The 19,777-nt window shown below is 46.1% G+C and carries 17 protein-coding genes; 11 read left to right on the top strand and 6 right to left on the bottom strand.

Annotated features, from left to right (window positions below):
* Positions 1-9: 9 nt before the first annotated feature.
* From BMY75_RS04980 to ilvA, 5 genes are all read right to left on the bottom strand, one after another.
* Positions 10-1,218 carry a cation:proton antiporter gene (locus BMY75_RS04980; RefSeq protein ID WP_074830624.1) on the bottom strand — a complete coding sequence of 403 codons (1,209 nt, stop codon included), beginning with the start codon at positions 1,216-1,218 and terminating at the stop codon, positions 10-12.
* A gap of 131 nt (positions 1,219-1,349) precedes the next feature.
* Complete coding sequence (locus tag BMY75_RS17445; RefSeq protein ID WP_081350443.1) at positions 1,350-2,702, bottom strand: dockerin type I repeat-containing protein; 1,353 nt, start codon at positions 2,700-2,702, stop codon at positions 1,350-1,352.
* A gap of 85 nt (positions 2,703-2,787) precedes the next feature.
* A complete protein-coding gene (locus BMY75_RS04970; protein ID WP_013499610.1) occupies positions 2,788-3,162 on the bottom strand; it encodes a Rid family detoxifying hydrolase in 375 nt (124 codons plus the stop codon).
* 58 nt (positions 3,163-3,220) lie between these two features.
* Positions 3,221-3,691, bottom strand: coding sequence for an NUDIX domain-containing protein (locus BMY75_RS04965; protein WP_074830622.1), 471 nt, complete (start codon positions 3,689-3,691; stop codon positions 3,221-3,223).
* A 1-nt stretch (position 3,692) separates the two neighbouring features.
* The gene (ilvA, locus tag BMY75_RS04960; RefSeq protein ID WP_074830620.1) at positions 3,693-4,895 is read right to left on the bottom strand and encodes a threonine ammonia-lyase; all 1,203 of its coding nucleotides are present in this window, start codon (positions 4,893-4,895) and stop codon (positions 3,693-3,695) included.
* 389 nt (positions 4,896-5,284) lie between these two features.
* Here ilvA and BMY75_RS04955 point away from each other — a divergent pair, with 389 nt between their 5' ends.
* The 10 genes from BMY75_RS04955 to BMY75_RS04910 all read left to right on the top strand — a co-directional run bounded on the left by BMY75_RS04955 (position 5,285) and on the right by BMY75_RS04910 (position 16,841).
* Positions 5,285-5,833 (top strand): NADH peroxidase, encoded by a 549-nt coding sequence (locus tag BMY75_RS04955; RefSeq protein ID WP_074830617.1) that lies wholly within the window; start codon positions 5,285-5,287, stop codon positions 5,831-5,833.
* Positions 5,834-6,267: 434 nt separating this feature from the next.
* Positions 6,268-7,737 carry a diguanylate cyclase domain-containing protein gene (locus tag BMY75_RS04950; RefSeq protein ID WP_074830615.1) on the top strand — a complete coding sequence of 490 codons (1,470 nt, stop codon included), beginning with the start codon at positions 6,268-6,270 and terminating at the stop codon, positions 7,735-7,737.
* Positions 7,734-8,990, top strand: coding sequence for an ABC transporter substrate-binding protein (locus BMY75_RS04945; protein WP_074830612.1), 1,257 nt, complete (start codon positions 7,734-7,736; stop codon positions 8,988-8,990). The genes BMY75_RS04950 and BMY75_RS04945 overlap by 4 nt, the downstream gene beginning before the upstream one ends.
* Before the next feature lie 166 nt (positions 8,991-9,156).
* The gene (locus BMY75_RS04940) at positions 9,157-9,759 is read left to right on the top strand and encodes a hypothetical protein (protein WP_074830610.1); all 603 of its coding nucleotides are present in this window, start codon (positions 9,157-9,159) and stop codon (positions 9,757-9,759) included.
* A 38-nt stretch (positions 9,760-9,797) separates the two neighbouring features.
* A complete protein-coding gene (locus BMY75_RS04935; RefSeq protein ID WP_074830608.1) occupies positions 9,798-11,378 on the top strand; it encodes a xylulokinase in 1,581 nt (526 codons plus the stop codon).
* 21 nt (positions 11,379-11,399) lie between these two features.
* Positions 11,400-11,780: an MmcQ/YjbR family DNA-binding protein gene (locus BMY75_RS04930; RefSeq protein WP_074830606.1), complete on the top strand. Its 381-nt coding sequence runs from the start codon at positions 11,400-11,402 to the stop codon at positions 11,778-11,780.
* A complete protein-coding gene (locus BMY75_RS04925; protein ID WP_074830604.1) occupies positions 11,777-12,574 on the top strand; it encodes an aminoglycoside adenylyltransferase domain-containing protein in 798 nt (265 codons plus the stop codon). The genes BMY75_RS04930 and BMY75_RS04925 overlap by 4 nt, the downstream gene beginning before the upstream one ends.
* Positions 12,565-13,017, top strand: a complete 453-nt coding sequence (locus BMY75_RS04920) for a GNAT family N-acetyltransferase (RefSeq protein ID WP_074830602.1) — start codon at positions 12,565-12,567, stop codon at positions 13,015-13,017. Before BMY75_RS04925 ends, BMY75_RS04920 begins: the two co-directional genes overlap by 10 nt.
* Positions 13,018-13,210: 193 nt before the next feature.
* Entirely contained in the window at positions 13,211-13,900 is a 690-nt protein-coding gene (gene araD, locus BMY75_RS04915) for an L-ribulose-5-phosphate 4-epimerase (RefSeq protein WP_074830599.1), read from the top strand.
* 886 nt (positions 13,901-14,786) lie between these two features.
* Positions 14,787-16,841, top strand: a complete 2,055-nt coding sequence (locus BMY75_RS04910) for a zinc ribbon domain-containing protein (RefSeq protein WP_074830596.1) — start codon at positions 14,787-14,789, stop codon at positions 16,839-16,841.
* 161 nt (positions 16,842-17,002) lie between these two features.
* Here BMY75_RS04910 and BMY75_RS04905 read toward each other — a convergent pair whose 3' ends face one another.
* Positions 17,003-17,761: a phosphotransferase family protein gene (locus BMY75_RS04905; protein ID WP_074830593.1), complete on the bottom strand. Its 759-nt coding sequence runs from the start codon at positions 17,759-17,761 to the stop codon at positions 17,003-17,005.
* An 806-nt stretch (positions 17,762-18,567) separates the two neighbouring features.
* On the opposite strand from BMY75_RS04905, the gene BMY75_RS04900 reads away from it, so the two are divergent.
* Positions 18,568-19,674, top strand: coding sequence for a transglutaminase domain-containing protein (locus tag BMY75_RS04900; RefSeq protein ID WP_074830590.1), 1,107 nt, complete (start codon positions 18,568-18,570; stop codon positions 19,672-19,674).
* Positions 19,675-19,777: the final 103 nt, after the last annotated feature.

Here is a 19,777-nt window from a genome sequence, read left to right as displayed (position 1 = left end):
TGGAGATGTTTACTTCGCATCGGCTGTGACCGGTGCGTCTTCGGTGTTGTCAGGTGATTTTGAATAGAGGTATTTCAGGAAGACAGGTGTTACTATGCTGCTTACGATTATCAGCAGTATAACAGCCGTTGAGTAATCCGCAGGGATAACGCCCATGCTGAGACCCTTGTTTGTGATGATGAGGGCGACCTCGCCGCGGGTCATCATGCCTGCGCCTATCTTGATGCAGTCAATGGTCTTGAACTTGAAGCACTTTGCTGAAAGTCCGCAGCCCACAAGCTTTGAGAGCATTGCAACAGCCACGAATGCCAGTGAGAACAGTATTATCTCGCTGTTCATGCCGTCGAAGTTGGTTTTAAGACCTATGCAAACGAAGAATATCGGGGCGAAAAACATATATCCGTTCACGCTTACCTTGCGGTCGATATAATCCGCATCGCGGACGTTGCAGAGTATTATGCCTGCGATATACGCGCCTGTGATATCTGCGATACCGAAGAATTCTTCAGCCACATAAGCCAGTATAAAGCAAAGGCTGAGGGCGATGATGGGTATACGCCTTGTATGGGGATATTTTTCGTCCCAAACCTTGAATATCTTGTATATCACTATGCCAAGTATAAGGGATGCCGCAAGGAATCCAACGACTTTCAGGGAAACTACGCTTATCTTGCTTGATGGGTCTTTCAGGCTGAGTACGAAAGTGAGTACCACTATGCCGATGATATCATCGATTATGGCGGCGGAAAGTATGGTCTGTCCCACGCGGCCTTTAAGTACGCCCATTTCTTTGAGGGCTTCCACCGTTATGCCCACAGATGTCGCCGTCATTATACAGCCGATGAACAGTGCCTTGAAAAAATTCTCACTGCCGAAACCGTCAAATCCGTAGAAAGCTGTATACAGTGCCGCGCCGCACACCAGCGGTACAAAAACGCCCACACAGGCTAGTATACAGGCGATGAATCCCGATTTTTTCAGCTCCTGTAAATTGGTTTCCAGTCCTGCTGAGAACATTATCAGTATAACACCGATTTCTGAGAGAATGCTCAGATTATCCGATGGCTGCAGGATATTCAGCACGCACGGTCCGATTATCACACCTGCGATTATCTCACCGACTACCATAGGCGCCTTGATCTTTCTTGCCAGCAGCCCCATGAATTTCGCACTCATCATTATGATGGCGAGATCCATAAGAATTTCATATGGTTCCAAATTATTACCCCCTAAAAAGCGCAAATATTCTCCCCTGTCCGCAAACAGGGGAGAATCGATCTACCGTAAATATTATAGCATACTTTTTATTTAAATGTGTCAATATTTATAAGAAAATTTGTTAAGTAAAATTAACTTAAAAGCTTCTTTCCCTTGATGTGTGCTGCCAGTTTTGTAAAGTCGGTAATATTTATTTTTTTGTCCTTGTTGATATCTGCGATAGATGGGTCGGGAAGAAGCTTCTTTCCCTTGATATGAGCCCCAAGCTTTGTAAGGTCGGTGATATTTACCCGACCATCGCCGTTGATATCGCCAATAAGTTTGACCGACGGATCAGTGTAGCCTGTCATTTCGGCTTTGTGCATATCAATATCCAATCTCAGTAAAAGTTTGTCAACATGGTCTAATGTCAGATCTTCACGATATATTTTTTCACGATAAGCGTACCCGCTAAAAGGTTTGGTCTCGATCGTAAGGGCAGGTGATTTTGCGAAATTTATGTTACCGTTATATTCTGTTATCGTGCTAAAATTATTCCCAACGTATTCGGGCTTTATATCACAGTTAAACTGGATAGCGCATCTAAGATCTGTCATTGCAGACTTCTTGCTTATACCTGAATTTGTGGGATATTTAGGGGTAACATATCCCACGATGCTGTAAAAATCAGCGGGGTCTTTGCCTGCATCGGAGATCATTTTTTTAACTTTTTCAGCAGAGATTTCGGCATTGTATGTAAAATTTTCATACGTTCCCTCTTTTGTCGTATATTGGATATTATTTACAGCGATCTCCGTGCCGTCCTTGAGCTTTAATGCAAATGATGGCTTAAATGATGTGAGCATAGCTTTTTTGTGCGCTTCGGTAGGCTTATATACCTTTGCGTTCGCATAATCTATAATGAAAAAGAAATCCATAAAATCATATGTTTCTGCGACGGAGCTTGCCTCATCAAATGTCTTGGTCGTACCTATCCCCTGCATCACCAAGCTTTGTTTGGAAGCCGTATACTCAAATTCAGGGTGTGCTGAAAATTTGTATACTATACTTACATCAAGCATATAGTCTTTGCTGTAGTTGGTGTTTTTTCCGTTCTTGACATTCACTCTGTACTCAACGTGGTCTATGTCCTCATATTCTTTTCCCATATCCGAAAGCATTTTTTCTGCTTCATCACGTGTCAGAGTCTTTTGGTATTGATCATAGTATGAAGTTCTGCCCTTTTTCAGCTCATGATTGAAGTCAATGTCGAGCTTCTTCTCGGTGCCATCTTTGAATACCATGACCGTATCAAAGGTCACGCTGAGCTCCCTTGCCGCAACCTCGCTTTCGCTCTCATTCCAGTTATCCGGATCATCGGATATGGGGACTATCGGCAGTTCAACGCCGCTGCTGTCCGCCGATACTCCGACCCCCGGCAATGCTGCCAATGCAAAGCCTGATGCAAGTACAACTGCTGCTGCGAATGCTGTTATCTTTTTCATAGTATCTACCTCCGTTTCCTGTAAATTTAAACGATTCTTGTTATTTTGAATGAGAGGATACCTTTATCGGGTATCCTCTCAGCCATTAAACTTCTGCTATTACTTCGACCTCGACAAGAACGTCCTTGGGGAGTTCCTTTACCGCTACGCAGGAACGAGCGGGCTTGGAAGTGAAATACTCGCCGTAAACGCCGTTGAATGCTGCAAAGTCGCTCATGTTCTTCAGGAAGCATACTGTCTTTACAGCCTTGTCTATGGAAGTTCCCGCAGCTTTCAGTACCTCGCTGAGGTTCTTGCATACCTGATGTGTCTGCTCCTCTATGGTAGCTGCCTCAACATTGCCTGTTGCGGGGTTTATTGCTATCTGTCCCGAGGTGAACACCAGTCCGCCTACTACCTTTGCCTGAGAATAAGGTCCGATCGCATCGGGTGCTGTTTTGGTATAAACTGTCTCTGCCATAATTGATTACTCCTTTTGAATATGGTTATTTATGATCACGGCTGCTGCCGTGTTATATCTATATAGTATAAAGCTTCTTTACCGTCTCTTTTTCTCTTGATACAAAATCTGTCTGAACGAACCCTGTTCCTTTCAGCGCACTCCGTATCATAGATTTGGTCAGGTCGGGGACATCGTCCCTTTCTGTGGCTTCATAAGCGTCTATCCATACAGCTTCGCTGTTCTCCTCGTTATCCGGGCGAGCTTCGCCGCTTATATAACTTGCGGTGAAAACGCTGTACCAGTCCTTTTCGCTGAACCTTATGCCTATGAGCTTTTCAGCCTTGACCGTAACTCCTGTTTCTTCAAGAACTTCTCTTTCGCAGGCAGCATCGGGAAGTTCACCTTTACGTATATAACCGCCGGGGATTATCAGCAGACCTTTGCCTGCGCCGTAGGTGTGCCTTACCAGCAGAACTTTGCCGTCCTTTAGGACAACAGCCGACGCGGATTTGCCCCAGTCGTTTTCCTTTTCGCTTTCTGTGCTCATATTACTTGTTTACTATCTTGAAGCCCTTTGCGGTAAGAGCTGCACGGATATCGCGGATATGGTTGTAATCTCTTGTTTCGAGTACAAGTCTCAGCAGGCATTCTGTGATATCGCTGTCCTCGCTGGCTCTCTCGTGGTGGATAGATACAACGTTCGCGCCGAGGTCGGCAATAGTTGCGGAAACGTCTTTCAGCTGACCGGGCTTGTCTTCCAGCTGAATGGTGAGCGTATCGGAACGTCCCGATTTCAGCAGACCTCTCTTGATAACACGGGAGAGTATGGTAACATCGATATTGCCGCCAGAAACCAGACATACAACGTTCTTTCCCTTGATATCGGGTATCTTGTTGAACATAACAGCTGCAACTGAAACAGCGCCTGCACCCTCTGCGATGAGCTTCTGCTTCTCGATAAGGTGCAGTATAGCCGAGCTTACCTCGTCATCGGTAACTGTAACTATGCCGTCAACGTACTGCTTGCAGTATTCAAATGTATTAGCACCGGGCTCTTTTACCTGAATGCCGTCAGCGATGGTGTGAACGCTGTCAAGGCGGAGTATCTTGTCCTCAGCGATTGACTTCACCATTGAGGGCGCGCCCTCAGCCTGAACACCGTATACCTTTACGCGGGGATTCAGCTGCTTTACTGCGAAAGCAACACCCGAGATAAGTCCGCCGCCGCCAACGGGAACAACTATAACGTTGGCATTTGCTACCTGATTGAGTATCTCAAGTCCGATAGTGCCCTGACCTGCGATAACATTTTCATCATCGAATGGGTGTATGAAAGTGTAGCCGCACTCGTCGCGCTGACGTATAGCCTCAGCATAAGCGTCATCGTATACACCGGGAACAAGGCATATCTCAGCACCATAGCTTCTTGTAGCCTCGACCTTTGAAATAGGCGCACCATCAGGCAGGCAGATTATGGAACGGATACCGTTCTTGGCAGCAGCAAGCGCAACGCCCTGAGCGTGGTTGCCCGCAGAACAAGCAATAACACCGTGAGATTTCTCTTCATCGGAAAGCTGGGATATCCTGTAATAAGCACCTCTTACCTTGAATGAACCTGTGATCTGGAGATTTTCCGTTTTAAGGAAAACGTTGCAGTCAGGGTTTACCTGAGGAGCAGCGATACAGGCGGTAGGTCTGATGACCTCCTTTAATACATTTGATGCGTCGAACACTTTATCGAGTGTAAGCATGGTGATTGACCTCTTTTCAAATAATACTAAGTTTCCGTAAAAACCTTTAAATTATATTATATCACTAAGATATTGGATTGTCAATATTCTGTGAACACGAAAAAGCGGATATTTCGGGATAGGCAAATGCTGAAAAAACATAATATGATCGTTCTCTGAACTTTTGCAGGTAAAACAGGAGAAAAGATGATAAGCTTCTGATATAATATCTTCCTCAACGCGGTGGAGACATTTTATGTTGTTAAAATATACAAAAATGGTATAAATTAGCCTCTGTAATTTTATGGGAGTTAGTCTTGACAAAATGCACTTAATGTGCAATAATATATTAAAGACTATTGTCTGACGTTAACAATTGAAACGAATATAAATTAAGGAGGAATACCCTAATGAAAAAGTTTGTTTGCACTATTTGCGGTTATATCTACGAAGGTGACGCTGCTCCCGAGAAATGTCCTCAGTGTAATGCTCCCGCTTCCAAATTCGATGAGCTGAAGGAAGCTGCTGAGCTGGTATGGGCTGATGAGCACAGAGTAGGCGTGGCTCAGGGTCTTGATCCCGAGATAGTTGCCGGTCTTAAAGAGAATTTCAACGGCGAATGTTCTGAGGTAGGTATGTATCTTGCAATGGCAAGAGTAGCTTACAGAGAGGGTTATCCCGAGGTTGGCCTTTACTATGAGAAGGCTGCATGGGAAGAGGCTGAGCACGCTGCTAAGTTTGCAGAACTGCTTGGTGAAGTTGTAACACCTTCCACCAAGAAGAACCTTGAAATGAGATATATGGCTGAAAACGGTGCCTGCGAGGGCAAGATGAAGCTGGCTAAGAAGGCTAAGGAACTCGGCTATGATGCTGTCCATGACACAGTTCATGAAATGGCTAAGGACGAAGCAAGACACGGCTGCGGCTTCAAGGGTCTGTACGACAGATACTTCAAGTAATATATCTGTACAGACATAAAAGCACGATATTTCATGCCGCCCATCATGGCGGATATTGTGAATATGTATTTTATTGTGATGCCCGAACGTAATGGTTCGGGCATTTTTTTGTCTGTATATACTAATTTTCATAAAAAACTGTGTATTTATGCAATAATTTACAAATTAATAATTGAATTTTTGCGGCGGTATGCTATAATGTATCTGTATACAAAAAATTTGATAGGTCATATAAAAAATGTAATGTGTTCAGAAGCGTTTGCATTTTGATATATGGTTATCCCGCTGACACAACTGACTTAACAGCGGACAAAGGAATATAATGAGAGTACGGCGGTCATCTTTTCACCGTCGATACGTCATTTTAAGTGGTGTGGTAAAGGGATAGTCAGATTTTGATATATTGACCGTTATTGAAGATAGAGGTACGTACATTGGAAAAAGATGGTAAGAGAAAGCTGAAGCACTCTGTGCGCACGATGATGATAATAATGCTCATCGTCATGGCGGCGGTAGGTGCAGCATGCCTTAGCTATGAGAGCTATGTGCATTATGATAAACAGCTTGAATACGAAGCCGAGCTGCTAAGAAATTCCGCTGAACAGTCAGCATCTATGCTGGATATGCATTTCAAAAAGCTGGAAGATGCCAGCGTTATAGTGCTTGCCGATGAGGGGCTCATGAGCTTTGACGCGGCTAATTTCTCTACGGGCACGGAGTATGATAATTCACAAAGGCTGGCTGAACTCAAAAAAACCGTGACCGATCTCAGCATTATCGATAACTACTGCGATTTCACGCTGATATATCGCAACGATGCCGCTGCAGGGATACTTTCGGATGGCACCAGAGAGCTGATGTGCGATAACGAGAACAAGGTATATCCTTTCCTTAAAAGGCTGCTGGGCGAAAACCGCAGGGTCTGGGTGGCAGGGATCAACGATGATCAGGGAAAGGTCTACTACATAAGCCAGGCGAACGACAATGTGCTGTTCCTGGGAAGCTTTTACACCGAGGAACTCAGATACCTTATAACAAGTGCTGAGCGTATTAAGGATTCACAGCTTATGCTTATGGACGGTGATAAGAATGTCATTACCATAAGCAACACCAAAAAGGAATTCGATATAGACCAGACGAGCAGCGACAGCTGTGTTGTTATCTCAGATACAACTATACAGACAGAAAAAATGCTGAAAAACGGCTGGAATATCGTGCTGCTGAAAGACATGTCGGGGGCATACGAGTTTTATAAAAAACTGGAGCTTGAAACGGCAATAGCACTTATGCTGATGCTGATACTGACGCTGACTCTGCTGGTTATAAACGTCAAGAATGAGCCTGCATTCGGTTCTGTGGCTTCTATGACACCGGAGGTGGATATGTTGACTGGTATCATAAATGCCGAAGAAGCCGAGAATATCATCGCTGATAAGCTGGAGACCTGTGTTTCGGGTGCAACGATGATGCTGGCGATCGCAAGGATAACAAATCTTGATAAGATACGTGCGGCTTACGGCGCATCGGGATACAACGGCGCTATAATCAAGTCTTACCGCGGTCTTGCGGAGTTCCTGAAGACCGATTCTCCCGAATCCAAGAATATCCTCGGACGTACAGGCGAGGGCGAGTTCCTGATAATGGCTGACTATACTCAGTACGATCTTTTCAAGGCAAATGACGCCCTCAAACAGGGTCTTATCGACATGAGTGAGGCTTTGAATTCAGTATACCTGGCGAATGAGGACGATATACATATCTGTGTGGGCGCATCGGTATATCCCCACAACAGTACTGACTATGACGAGCTTTATCTGATGGCTGAAAAGGCGCTTCAGGAAGCAATAGACGATGACGAGAAAAGCTACGCTATCTATAAAAAGGAAAAGAGCACGCACAAATGATGGAGCATATTTTTAAAAGATCTGCAGCGGTGCTGACTGCGGCTGTCATGCTGGTGCTTTGCGGCTGTCACGAAAGGACCCTGAAAGAGGAAGATGAACCTGTTGAGATCAGCTTCTCCTGGTGGGGCACCGATGACAGGAACGAAAGAACGCTGAACGGTCTGCATATTTTTACCGAGCAGAGCGGAATAAATGTACGTCCGAAGTACGCGGAATTCACAGGATACAAATCGCAGATTGATGTTCAGATGTATTCCGGTACACAGTCTGACGTTATGCAGCTGAATTACGACTGGCTGTATGAATATACCAAGGACGGCAATGAGTTTTATGAATTGACCGATCTGGCGGATATAGACCTGTCTACTTATCCTGAGGGTTCCCTCAGCTGCGGTATGGTGGACGGCAAGCTGGAAGCTGTGCCCTATGGCTTCAATGCAGTCACATTCATATACAATAAAACACTTTACGACAGCTATGGTCTGGATATCCCCAAAAACTGGGACGACCTTTTTGCGGCTGCTGCGGTGATGCGCAGAGATAATATCTATCCGATATCGCTGACAGAGAAGTTCTACTGGATGACAGCCTGCGCTTATATGGAGCAGACTACGGGCCACAAGACCTTTGACGAAGATGGAAGACCCGCGCTCACTCAGGAAGATCTTGAAGTCATGCTGAGATTTAGCACCAGGATAGTGGATGAAAAGGTTTCAAAGCTTGGCAGTGAATATGACAGGCGCGATTTCGCCATGATGAAGAACGCTGGCACCGTATCATGGGCTTCTGATCCGGGCTACTTCGAGGACGCTATAAACGATATGAAGATGGAACTGGCGATAGGTCCTTTCCTGACGACGGACAGCTATCTTAGCTACGGCTGGTACGAAAAGCCCACGGGTCTGTACGTGATAAGACAGGATACTGCTAATCCCGAGGAAGCAGGCAAGCTTGTCAATTATCTGATAAACAGTTCGGATATGGCGATCTCTCTTGAAATGACAAAGGGTACTCCCATAAGCAGTGCGGCTGCTGAAGCGCTTGAAGCCAGAGGTCTGCTGAAAGGCGTTGAGTATGAGGCTAACCGCCAGATGATGAATGACCCGATGATACAGCCCATGTGTCCCACCATGGAAAACACCGATCTGATCAATATTTACATGACAGCTGTTTACAATATACATTACAAGAATGCAAATCTTGAAAGAGAAGCCAAGCTTGCTCTGGACAAGATAGACAGGCTTGGATTATGACAATATGATATATGATAAAAGCGGGCGGTCACAGTGTGGCTGTCCGTTGTTTTTGTCATCGTAAGAAATACCACAATTTATGAAAAATAATCAACAACCATACGACTTGTAATCATCAATTTGATGTGGTATAATAAGTTGTAAGTACAATTTGGAGGCGAGTTATATGGAAGATCTCCATGAATGCTGGATGACCATGCCCGATGAGGATCTGGCTGACATATACCGCAAAAGGCTGAGGGAACAAAAGCGAATGGCACGGATGACCTTTATTCCGCTGCTGCCTGCGCTGGTGATATATGGATTTATCGGCTGGACGAGCTTTCTGACATATGAGCAATCGGGATTTGTCCCCGGATCTATGAACTTTACTGTGGGCAGGGCGTTCTATTATATCGGTTTTGCAATCAGCGGCGCGATGATAAGCACTGCGACCATCAAACGCCGCTGGCTCATATTTATCCCCACAGTTCTTACACTGCCCTTCGTTATCTTTCTGTTCAACGAATTATCGGCGGAGATATTCCTGATGCTGTGTTATCTGCTGTATGTATATTTCAGACTTGGCAACGTGCTGTCTGACCTTGACCTGCTGAGAAGCCTGCCGAGGTTTCCCTTTGATAAGCACAGCGCCGACCGTGATCTGCGGATAATGAATTCAAAGGACGCGGAAAGATACATTGATCTGGCATCGGGAAAAGCCGTAGCTACGGGCTATGAGAGCATATTCACCGATAAGGTGGAACTTCCGAAAAACTCAGGACATTAATTTAAACGTACAAAATCATATCATAAAGGAGAATCGACATGACAACTAAAGAAATCATCGAACAGGGTAAAGCATATCTGGGTATCGAATTCGGCTCGACACGTATAAAAGCCTGCCTGGTGGACGAAAATCTTGTACCCGTAGCAGGCGGCTCCCACAGTTGGGAAAATAAGCTTGAAAACGGCGTGTGGACATATTCAAGAGAGGATATCATCAACGGTTTGCAGGATTGCTATGCTGACCTCAGAAAAGATGTTGCAGACAAATTCGGTGTTGAACTGACAACTTTCAGCGGAATGGGTATCTCAGCCATGATGCACGGATATCTTGCATTTGACAAGAATGACCAGCTTCTTGTGCCTTTCAGGACATGGAGAAACACCATCACAGGCGAAGCAGCCGCTGAACTCACACAGCTTTTCGGCTTCAATATCCCCGAAAGATGGAGCATCGCACACCTTTATCAGGCTATACTGAACGGCGAGCCTCACGTTAAGGATATCGCTAGCTTCAATACTCTTGCAGGCTTTGTACACTACCTGCTGACAGGCGAAAGAGAGCTGGGCATAGGCGACGCTTCGGGTATGTTCCCCGTGCGTGACGGCGGTTATGACAAGGATATGCTGGCTAAATTCCGCGCCCTTGACAAGGTAAAGGCTTTCGGCTGGGATATCGCTGATATCCTCCCCGCTGTACATTCTGCGGCTGAGGGCAGTACAGCCAAACTTACCGAAGCAGGCGCAAAGCTTCTCGACCCCTCAGGAAACCTTAAAGCAGGTGTGCCTTTCTGTCCTCCCGAGGGCGATGCAGGCACAGGCATGGCGGCAACAAATGCAGTCCGCGAGGGCACAGGAAACGTATCCGCGGGTACTTCCATATTCTCCATGATAGTGCTTGAAAAGCCCATGAAAGGTCATTATCCTCAGATAGACGTTGTCACCACCCCCGATGGCGCAGATGTTGCCATGGTTCACTGCAACAACTGCTGCGGTGAACTTGATAAGTGGGTGAATATGTTTATAGAATTCTCCAAGCTGGCAGGTAACCCCGTTGATGTTTCTATAGCTTACGAAGTGCTCTATAAGAACGCTCTCAACGGCGCTCCCGATTGCGGAGGCGTGGTTTCATATAATACTATTTCCGGTGAGCCTGTTGTTGGACTTGCAAATGGCAAGCCCGCATACTTCCGTCAGCCCGACAGTGCTATGTCACTGGCTGATTTCTTCCGCGCAGAGCTCTATGGCGCTATGGCGGCGCTGAAAGCGGGCAACGATATCCTCTTTGAAAAAGAGGGCGTTCAGCCCAAGAGCATCACAGGTCACGGCGGACTTTTCAAGGTCAAGGGCGTGGCTCAGCAAATGCTCGCAGATGCCCTTAACAGCGATGTAAGCGTAATGTCCACCGCAGGCGAGGGCGGCGCATGGGGCATGGCTCTGCTGGCGGCTTTCGGTATCGAAAAGCAGGGCGAAACTCTGGCTGACTGGCTTGAAAAGCGTGCTTTCGCGGGCATGGAGAAGTCCACACTTTCACCCGATGCCGCAGGTAATGCAGGCTGGAAGAAGTATATGGAAAACTACTCCGCAGGTCTGGCAGGTGCTAAGGCTTTCGGCGAGATATAAATATTTAAAGGCTCAGACGAAATGAGCAGGCGAGAAACTATCATATCGTTCATAAAAAAGGAATACAGCGTGTTGCCCGAATACCTCTTTGAGGGCGATTTCGACACCGCTGTTTTCCGTCATAACGATACCAAAAAATGGTTCGGCATAATCATGAAAGTCAAGCGCAGTACCCTTGGTATCAAGGGCGAAGGCACAGTCGATGTTATGAACGTCAAGTGCGACCCGCTTTTGGTGGATATACTGGTACAGCGGGAGAGCTTTCTGCGGGCGTATCACATGAACAAGCGGCTGTGGGTGAGCATACTCATCGACAGCGAAATAGATGACGGCGAGATATTCGGGCTCATCGAGCAGAGCTTTCAGCTGACGGATAAAAAGCCGAAAAAGAAAAAGCAATGAGTAAAGATACATACAGTTCCCTGACGGATGTTTTCGTCAGGGAAAGCATTGAAATACTGGGCGATGACCTTGTGGGGATATATCTCCACGGCTCGGCGGTGATGGGGTGTTTCAATCCCGAAAAAAGCGATATCGACCTTATAGTGGTTGTCAGTGATACAATAACCGATGATATAAAACGGCGATTCATGAAAATGATTGTTGCCCTGAATGAAAAAGCCCCTGCCAAGGGTATCGAGATGAGCATAGTAAAAGCAGGTGTGTGCAGAACTTTCGTCTATCCCACGCCCTTTGAACTGCATTTTTCTTCGGGTACTCTGGGCTGGTACAAATCTGACCCCGAGGGCTATATCCAAAACATGAAAGGCGAGGATAAAGACCTTGCGGCGCATTTCACCATAATCACCCGCCGCGGCAAGACACTCTGCGGCAAACCAATAGAGGAAGTTTTTGGCGAGGTCGACAGGGTGCACTATCTCGACAGCATCTGGTGTGATATCGAAAATGCCGAGGCTGACATATGTGATGACCCCATGTATATTGTACTGAACCTCACAAGGGTGTTGGCATATTGCCGTGATGGGCTGATACTCTCTAAAAAAGAGGGCGGAGAATGGGGAATGGAGAATATCCACAAAAAATATCGCGGGCTGATATGTTCAGCCCTTGAAGAATATTCATCTGCCAAAGCAGGTGAATATGACAGCGCTTTAGCAAAAGAGTATGCAGGATATATGCTCGGCGAAATAACCCCGTATCTTCGGGCAGAAGAAAGGTGCGCGACATGGAGATAACTTACAGAAAACTTGAAGAAAAAGACCTAGACACCTTTATCACCATGCGTATAACACAGCTTCGCGAGGAGGGCGCAACTGAGGATATCGACCTGCGCCCCAACCTTGCCGACTACTACAAAAGGCATATGGCAGACGGAACTTTCGTTTCGTGGCTGGCGCTGGACGGTGATAGGATAATCGGCACAAGCGGAATGTCCATAGTTGAGAAACCGCCCTATTTCAGCTGTCCTTCGGGCAAACTGGGACTGCTTTCCAGTATGTTCACCGACCCCGATCACCGCAGGCAGGGCATAGCGAAAAAACTGCTGTCACTGGTAGTTGAAGAAGCAAGAAAAGCAGGCTGCGGTGCGGTACACATTACCGCATCTGATATGGGCGTGCTTTTGTATACCGATTTCGGATTCAAAAAGAATGGCAATTTTATGTGCTATAATTTTTAATATGGTTATCCCGCTGACACACCTGACTTAACATTGATCAAAGGAATATAATGAGAGTTTGGCGGTTATTTTTTCCCCGCCGCAGGCGGGGAAAAAATAACGTCAGCATAATATATCCCTGTCGATCCGGCATTTTAAGTGGTGTGGTAAAGGGATAATCAGAATTTTTAATAGTATAACAGGAGGAAAGATCATGTTAGAAGAACTTAAACAGAAGGTGCTGGAAGCAAATCTGCTTCTGCCCAAGTACGGACTTGTAAAATTCACCTGGGGCAACGTTTCCGAGATAGACCGTGCCAGCGGACTCGTAGTTATAAAGCCCTCGGGTGTTGAATATGATGGAATGAAAGCGGAAGATATGGTGGTAGTTGACCTTGACGGAAATGTTGTTGAGGGTCATTACAAGCCATCCAGTGATACACCCACACATCTGGAACTTTACAAGGCATTTTCCGAGGTAGGCGGAATAGTACATACCCACTCGAAGTGGGCGGCAAGCTTTGCACAGGCAGGAAAGGGCGTTATCCCTTACGGTACAACACAGGGCGACTATTTCTACGGCGAGATACCCTGCACCAGAAAGATGACCCCCGAGGAGATAGCAGGGGAGTACGAGAAAGAAACAGGCACGGTCATCATCGAACGTTTCAAGGGCATTGACCCCATGAGCATACCCGCAGTGCTTGTACACAGCCACGGACCGTTCACCTGGGGCAAGGACGCATTTGATGCTGTACACAATTCTGTTGTACTTGAAGAAGCTGCCTTCATGAATTTCCATACAGTTATGCTGAACCCCGGTATTGCGCCGATACAGCAGGAGCTTCTTGATAAGCACTATCTGCGTAAGCACGGAAAGAACGCATACTACGGACAGAATTGATTTAATTCATAATTCACAATTCATAATTCATAATTGTTGGCAGGGACATGAGTTTGCCGGGCTTAGGATAGAATGGTGGTAAGTACAGGATACTATGACGCAGACTAAGTGAGGTAAGTGCAACAAAGCGGTGTGCGAAATAAAGCGCGGTGTATGCGACTGTGTCGGCATATGCCTCGCGCTAGCAGGCTTGCGGGAGCCACAGTCAGCAAAGCTGACTGTTAGAGGCAGAGCCTCTCGGTCAAGGTGCAAAAGCGACGCGGTAACTGTGCTGTAAATGGTACAACAAGCTACCGACCCAAAGGGGCGCGGCACGCGGTCGACGCAGTCACCGCTACAAAAATACGAGCGTGGACAATCAAACGTCCACGCTCAAACTATCGGCGTAAATTATTGCCGCGCCTGAAATCGGACGGCGATAGCCACAGCCGACGCAGTCGCTGTTAGTTGATTTCTCGACCCGTCAGGGGCGATAAATGTCCCCACACAAACCCGTCAAAGGAGGGGCGCCCCTGTCCTTCGCAGTACGATCATGAAAACACAAATGTTCCACGTGGAACATTTGTTTGAAAATAAAAAGCGTATGCGACAGGATACGACCATATACAATCGTATACCACGGTATACGAGCGTATACGACCGTATCCCGCCGTATGCGATCGTATGATAACGCAGACCAAAAGCCCCCGCAGGAAGACATTTACAAATAGTGTAAATTACTCAAAGATATCTGTAATCTAAGTGGGTATTTGTGATAAGTCGAAAAATGTCGGGGGCGGTATTGACAAAATCTTATTAATGATTTATACTTAAATATGTACATCTATGTTCAAATTTTATAATTTGAAACGAGTATACTATATATGAAGAGCAGGAGGATAAAGCTATGAAATTTTGTGCCAAATGCGGTGCACAGATGGAAGACGGAATGAAGTTCTGCGGCGTTTGCGGAGCAGTAGTTTCCGATGGTACCGCAACACAGTCTGCACCTGACCAGCAGTACGGTCAGACACAGCAGTACAACCCGCAGGCAGCAGCTGCTGCACCCAAGCAGCCCAACCCGACTATCCAGAAGATCGTGGGTAAGGTGAAAAAGAACCCCTTGATCGCCGTGATCCCCTTAGTTGCGATAGCGGCAATTATCGCACTGATATGCATCATTGCAAGTGTGACAAAGTATCAGAAGATCGATGCAAAGGATCTGTTCAGATTTGAATATGAGGGTCTGAACGAGCATGGTACTGTAAAGGGAGTACTCAATGCATATCCCGACGAATTGTATAAACTTAATGATATAACTCTTTCGACGAGCAAGGATATGAAGCATCTCAACAGTGATCTTTCTATACTGGAAGATTACGATGAGGAAGATCTTGCGGAATTAACAGGCGGCGAGAAGGTATCACCTTATCTGTCTATCGATGCCAATGAACTGAAAAAGGTATGGACAAAGGCGAAAAAGCCTGCAGATCTGGTTTCCATGAGAAAGGCTCTGCTCCAGAAGAATTCCAAGGATAATTATGTTATCAAAGCAAAGTTCGATAAGGAAAAGGATCTGAAGAACGGCGACAAGATCAAGGTAACAGTTGACTATGACGCTGAGGCTCTGAAAAAGGCAAATATCAAGCTCACAAACACTGAGTTTGAGATCGAGGTAAAGAACCTTGAAGACGGCGTTGAGTTTGATCCTTTCGACAGCAAGTATGTCAAGGTCGAGTTCTCCGGTATCGACGGTGACGGCAGGCTGAAGATCGATACAACTGCTGATTCTATCGAAGGTATGTCTATATACTATAGCGCTGATCGTTCCAGCGGTCTGAAGAACGGCGATAAGGTTAAGGTAACCTGTGAGATCTATTCCGGCAGATCTGAGAAGTCGGGCGATGCTATTTTATATGAGGCTAACGGCAAGTACTATGTCATCAAGAATGAGGATGCACTTACCAAGGAATATGAGGTATCAGGTCTTACCGAGCTGAAGGAGATCGATCCTTTCGAGAACATCAAGTTCGAGTACAGAGGCGGCGCACCTTTCCTGACCATATACGATGTTGATAATGACGATATGGGCGAGCTGATAATAGACAATGTTGACTTCAATATCGATAACGGTTCCAACCTGAAGGTCGGTGACAAGTTCAAGGTAAAGGCTTATGCTTACAGCAGTCTTAAGGAAGATGGCTACAAGCTCAAGGGTGAAGTTGATTCCAACGGTTATTATGTAAAGGAATTCACAGTTGATGATACAATGCCTGCATATGTAACAGCAGCTAATGGTTCTGAAGCTTATGCAAGTGCTGATCTCAAGGATCTGATCGCTGACGAGGAAAGTGAAGTCAGGGAGCATCTTCAGGATGCAAGATCCTCCTGGCTGTCCAATGCAACTAACGTTAAGTTCGAGGGTACTGTTGAGAAGGTTGACAGCCTGACACTGAAAGACGTTTATGTTGCTTTCTCCAACAAGAACAATTACAGCAATATCAGCGGCTATGTAAACAGAGTATACGGTGTATACGAAGTAAAGGTTAAAACAGATGATGAAGAGAAGCCTTCTGCAACATTCTTTGTTGCTATTTACATCAATGACGTTCTCTACGCTGACGGCAAGTATTACAAGAATGAAAGCTATAGCAGCACCGGATATAACTACTACGGTACTATGGCAGACTTCAACAAGCAGGTCGGCGACAAGGAAGGCTACACACTTACCAAGTGCGGTGCTGGTTCCGGCACAGTAGAGAAGCCTGACGATTCCAAGCCCGAAGAGACTACCACGACCACTACTGCAAAGCCTGAGAAGGACGACAGCAAGGAAGAAAAGGCTGACGACTCCAAGGCTGAGGAGAAGAAGGACGAGGAAAAGGAAGACAAGAAGGATAAGGAAAAGGAAACTGAGAAGGCAGATGAAAAGCCTGCTGAAGAAGAGGAAAAGGCTTCCTGATCTGAATAATTACAGCCCCTTGGTGCTTTATGGCACTGAGGGGCTTTTGTTTTACAAGGACATTGGGTTAATCTCGGTGGGCAAATAGAAAGAGCGTGGACGATCAAAAGTCCACGCTCGATTTTAGTTATTGCTGTATATTGGTTTGTTCTGTCAAGGGCTCAGGAATAGTCAACAACGTCTATCCAGCGCATGAGAAGATCCTTTTCTTCTTCTCTGCCCTTGATAAGCTGTGCGGCTGCAACTATCGGGAGCCATGCCTGTACATACTGCTTGGATGTACCGCTCTTCAGACAATACTTGTCGAGGTATGAATCTGCCAGATCGGGATTGTTCAGGCAGAACAGCAGATAAGTTCTTGCTACGTCAGCGGAAGCATTGCCCTGTCTTGCTGCAGACCAGTTGATGACATAGGTGCCCTCATCGTTGATGATGACATTCTTGGGGGCAAAATTGCCGTGGCAGAGCTTAATGTGCTTGGGCATAGAATCCAGTCTTGTGAGAAGCTCGTACTTCTTGATCTCGTCGATTGCCGCAAGCGACTTTATCTGACGCGCCATCTTGTCTTTCAGCTTGGAAAGCAGTGGCATATACTGGGCGTGTATCTCACACTGGATATCGATGAACTGGTTGAGGTATGTGTCCATCTTGTCGGGATTTTCGTCCATAAGTTGCTGGAGGGTCTTGCCCTTGATAAAATCAAAGGAAATAGCCCATTTGCCGTCTATCACAGATACCTCATGGAGTATGGGGGTCTTGATGAAGGAGTTTACCATTGTGGTCTCACATCTTGCGTGAGTAAGTGCAGCATAAAGGCATTTCTCCTTATATTCAGGCTTATTGTAAATATTTATGGACTTTCCGTCACATTCGTAGATGTCATAGATGTCGCCGTGAGCGATGAAATTTTTCAGTTCCATAGAAACTCTCCTTTTCAAAAAAAGTATCGCCGTACTGTTTTGGGTATCGGTGAGTACTTAAACAATTAGCTGTCTTTGTACTGTTTATATTATACTACGATTTGATTTAAATTTCAAGGGGTTTTCGTTATTATCACAAACATTTAGAAAATGTTAATAATTACAATGCTATATATTCATAAGTGAGTGCTGCGTATAGCGAGTTTCTATAAATTGGTTTATGCGGCGTTGTGCATATTATCCATATGGTTATAGATATGCTCTATATAGAAAAATGGAAGTACTGATTTTGGGTACATGGTCTTATAGGAGTTTTTGCTGTTAAGAAAGATCATGATTGGTTGGGGTGGTCGGATTTTTTTGGGGGACGGTAGTTTGCGGGTTTTCGCCCCTCGTTCCTCGGGGCGAGCTGTCAAAGGTGCTTCGCTGTTTGACAGCGGGCGCGGCAGTATTTTTACGCGGATAGTATGAGCGTATGCATACGGTCGCATACGCTCGTAATTAGATTATTGCCGCGCCTTTTTGACAGGGGCGGGAAGTTTGCTTTTCTCTTACAGCTTGCTATGCATTTTGGTTTCGCGCCTTGACCGAGAGGCTCTGCCTCTAACAGTCAGCTTTGCTGACTGTGGCTCCCCGCAAGCCTGCTGGCGCGAGGCATATGCCGACGCAGTCGCATAAACCGCGCGCTTTGATTCGCGGCTTAGTTTGTTTTGTGTGCTGGTTTGCTGCCGCGAAATCCGCCAACGTTGACAAATTTACTTCTGCATGATACAATATAAGAACGATACCTTTAAGGGGGCAGCAAAATGAAGAAGGCACTGATCCCCGTGCTTGCGGCGGCACTTATGCTGAACGGGTGCGGGTTAAGCGATATAAAAGAAGCTATCAGCGAGAAAGTAGACGAAAAGATAGAAGAGCATTCCATTGAGAAAGGCTCGTATACTCAGGAACAGGTCAATGAAAAGATCTATAAGGAACTGGCTGAGTGCAAGCGAAAGATAGTATTTGACGGAGTTGTCAGCACCGAGATGGTGCAGAATGCGGTTTACGGCGCCAGGTATGACCGCCCCGATGTTTTCTGGACAGGCGGTTTCACGGTAAGCACGGATTATTCCACGACTACCCTTGAATGTGAAAGTGTTCACGACCTTGATGAAAAGGCTCTGGCTGAAATGAAAGCGGATATGGACAGTTCTCTTGATAAGGTAGTAAAGGAAGCAAGCAGTGGCGCTGCGGACTTTGACAAGCTGCTGATTCTTCATGACAAGCTTATTGAGATCTGCGATTATGATTACGATGCAGCAAAAGCTTCGGATTCGGAAGATATCGGATTTGCTGGGTCTTCATACGGCTGTCTTGTGGAACACAAGGCAGTATGCGAGGGCTATGCTCAGGCATTTTCTCTGGCGGCGCGGAAGATGGGCTTTGAATGCGGCATGGTCTGCGGAATGGCAAGGAATGAAAAGCACGCATGGAACTATGTCAAGATAGACGGCGAATACTACTGGTTAGATGTGACCTGGGACGAGAATGCGACCGAGAGCGAATCGGCTTATGTGCCCATGCACAAGTATTTCATGCTTGATGACAGCAGATTCATGAAAGGCAGGACTGTTGAGGAAGACGTGCCTTTTGTGCCTGTGTGCAGTTCGATGGATGAGAATTACTATGTAAAGAACGGGCTGTACCTTGAAAGCTACAGTTTCGATCAGGTGAATTCGCTGATGAACGCACAAGCCGGTAAGGGCGGTATTGACATGATGTTCGCGGACAGGGACAGCTATGATGAAGCCCTTGACGATCTTATGGAAAATGGCAATATCTGGAATACAGATGTGATGAAGGGCGGAGTTGACAATGCTCCCTATTTTGCCGATCCCGAGCTGTTCATACTGACCATAAGCATTGAATAAGCGTAAAACGGCGGAAATAAGGCTATTGACAAATCCGCCCGCGATGTGATATAATACAATGAGCAACAGTACACACCCCGACTTCGAGAAAGTCGGGGATTTT

Source organism: Hominimerdicola alba, from assembly GCF_900109655.1.
Taxonomy (GTDB): Bacteria; Bacillota; Clostridia; order Oscillospirales; family Ruminococcaceae; genus Hominimerdicola; species Hominimerdicola alba_B.
The sequence above is the reverse complement of the archived record's forward strand: the minus strand, read 5'-3'. Positions and strand labels throughout refer to the sequence as shown.

What these genes read in the sequence shown, in the direction of transcription:
- BMY75_RS17445 (WP_081350443.1), bottom strand. Translation starts at nt 2,702, where the DNA reads ATGAAAAAGATAACAGCATTCGCAGCAGCAGTTGTACTTGCATCAGGC.
- BMY75_RS04970 (WP_013499610.1), bottom strand. Translation starts at nt 3,162, where the DNA reads ATGGCAGAGACAGTTTATACCAAAACAGCACCCGATGCGATCGGACCT.
- BMY75_RS04965 (WP_074830622.1), bottom strand. Translation starts at nt 3,691, where the DNA reads ATGAGCACAGAAAGCGAAAAGGAAAACGACTGGGGCAAATCCGCGTCG.
- ilvA (WP_074830620.1), bottom strand. Translation starts at nt 4,895, where the DNA reads ATGCTTACACTCGATAAAGTGTTCGACGCATCAAATGTATTAAAGGAG.
- BMY75_RS04955 (WP_074830617.1), top strand. Translation starts at nt 5,285, where the DNA reads ATGAAAAAGTTTGTTTGCACTATTTGCGGTTATATCTACGAAGGTGAC.
- BMY75_RS04945 (WP_074830612.1), top strand. Translation starts at nt 7,734, where the DNA reads ATGATGGAGCATATTTTTAAAAGATCTGCAGCGGTGCTGACTGCGGCT.
- BMY75_RS04940 (WP_074830610.1), top strand. Translation starts at nt 9,157, where the DNA reads ATGGAAGATCTCCATGAATGCTGGATGACCATGCCCGATGAGGATCTG.
- BMY75_RS04935 (WP_074830608.1), top strand. Translation starts at nt 9,798, where the DNA reads ATGACAACTAAAGAAATCATCGAACAGGGTAAAGCATATCTGGGTATC.
- BMY75_RS04930 (WP_074830606.1), top strand. Translation starts at nt 11,400, where the DNA reads ATGAGCAGGCGAGAAACTATCATATCGTTCATAAAAAAGGAATACAGC.
- BMY75_RS04925 (WP_074830604.1), top strand. Translation starts at nt 11,777, where the DNA reads ATGAGTAAAGATACATACAGTTCCCTGACGGATGTTTTCGTCAGGGAA.
- BMY75_RS04920 (WP_074830602.1), top strand. Translation starts at nt 12,565, where the DNA reads ATGGAGATAACTTACAGAAAACTTGAAGAAAAAGACCTAGACACCTTT.
- araD (WP_074830599.1), top strand. Translation starts at nt 13,211, where the DNA reads ATGTTAGAAGAACTTAAACAGAAGGTGCTGGAAGCAAATCTGCTTCTG.
- BMY75_RS04910 (WP_074830596.1), top strand. Translation starts at nt 14,787, where the DNA reads ATGAAATTTTGTGCCAAATGCGGTGCACAGATGGAAGACGGAATGAAG.
- BMY75_RS04905 (WP_074830593.1), bottom strand. Translation starts at nt 17,761, where the DNA reads ATGGAACTGAAAAATTTCATCGCTCACGGCGACATCTATGACATCTAC.
- BMY75_RS04900 (WP_074830590.1), top strand. Translation starts at nt 18,568, where the DNA reads ATGAAGAAGGCACTGATCCCCGTGCTTGCGGCGGCACTTATGCTGAAC.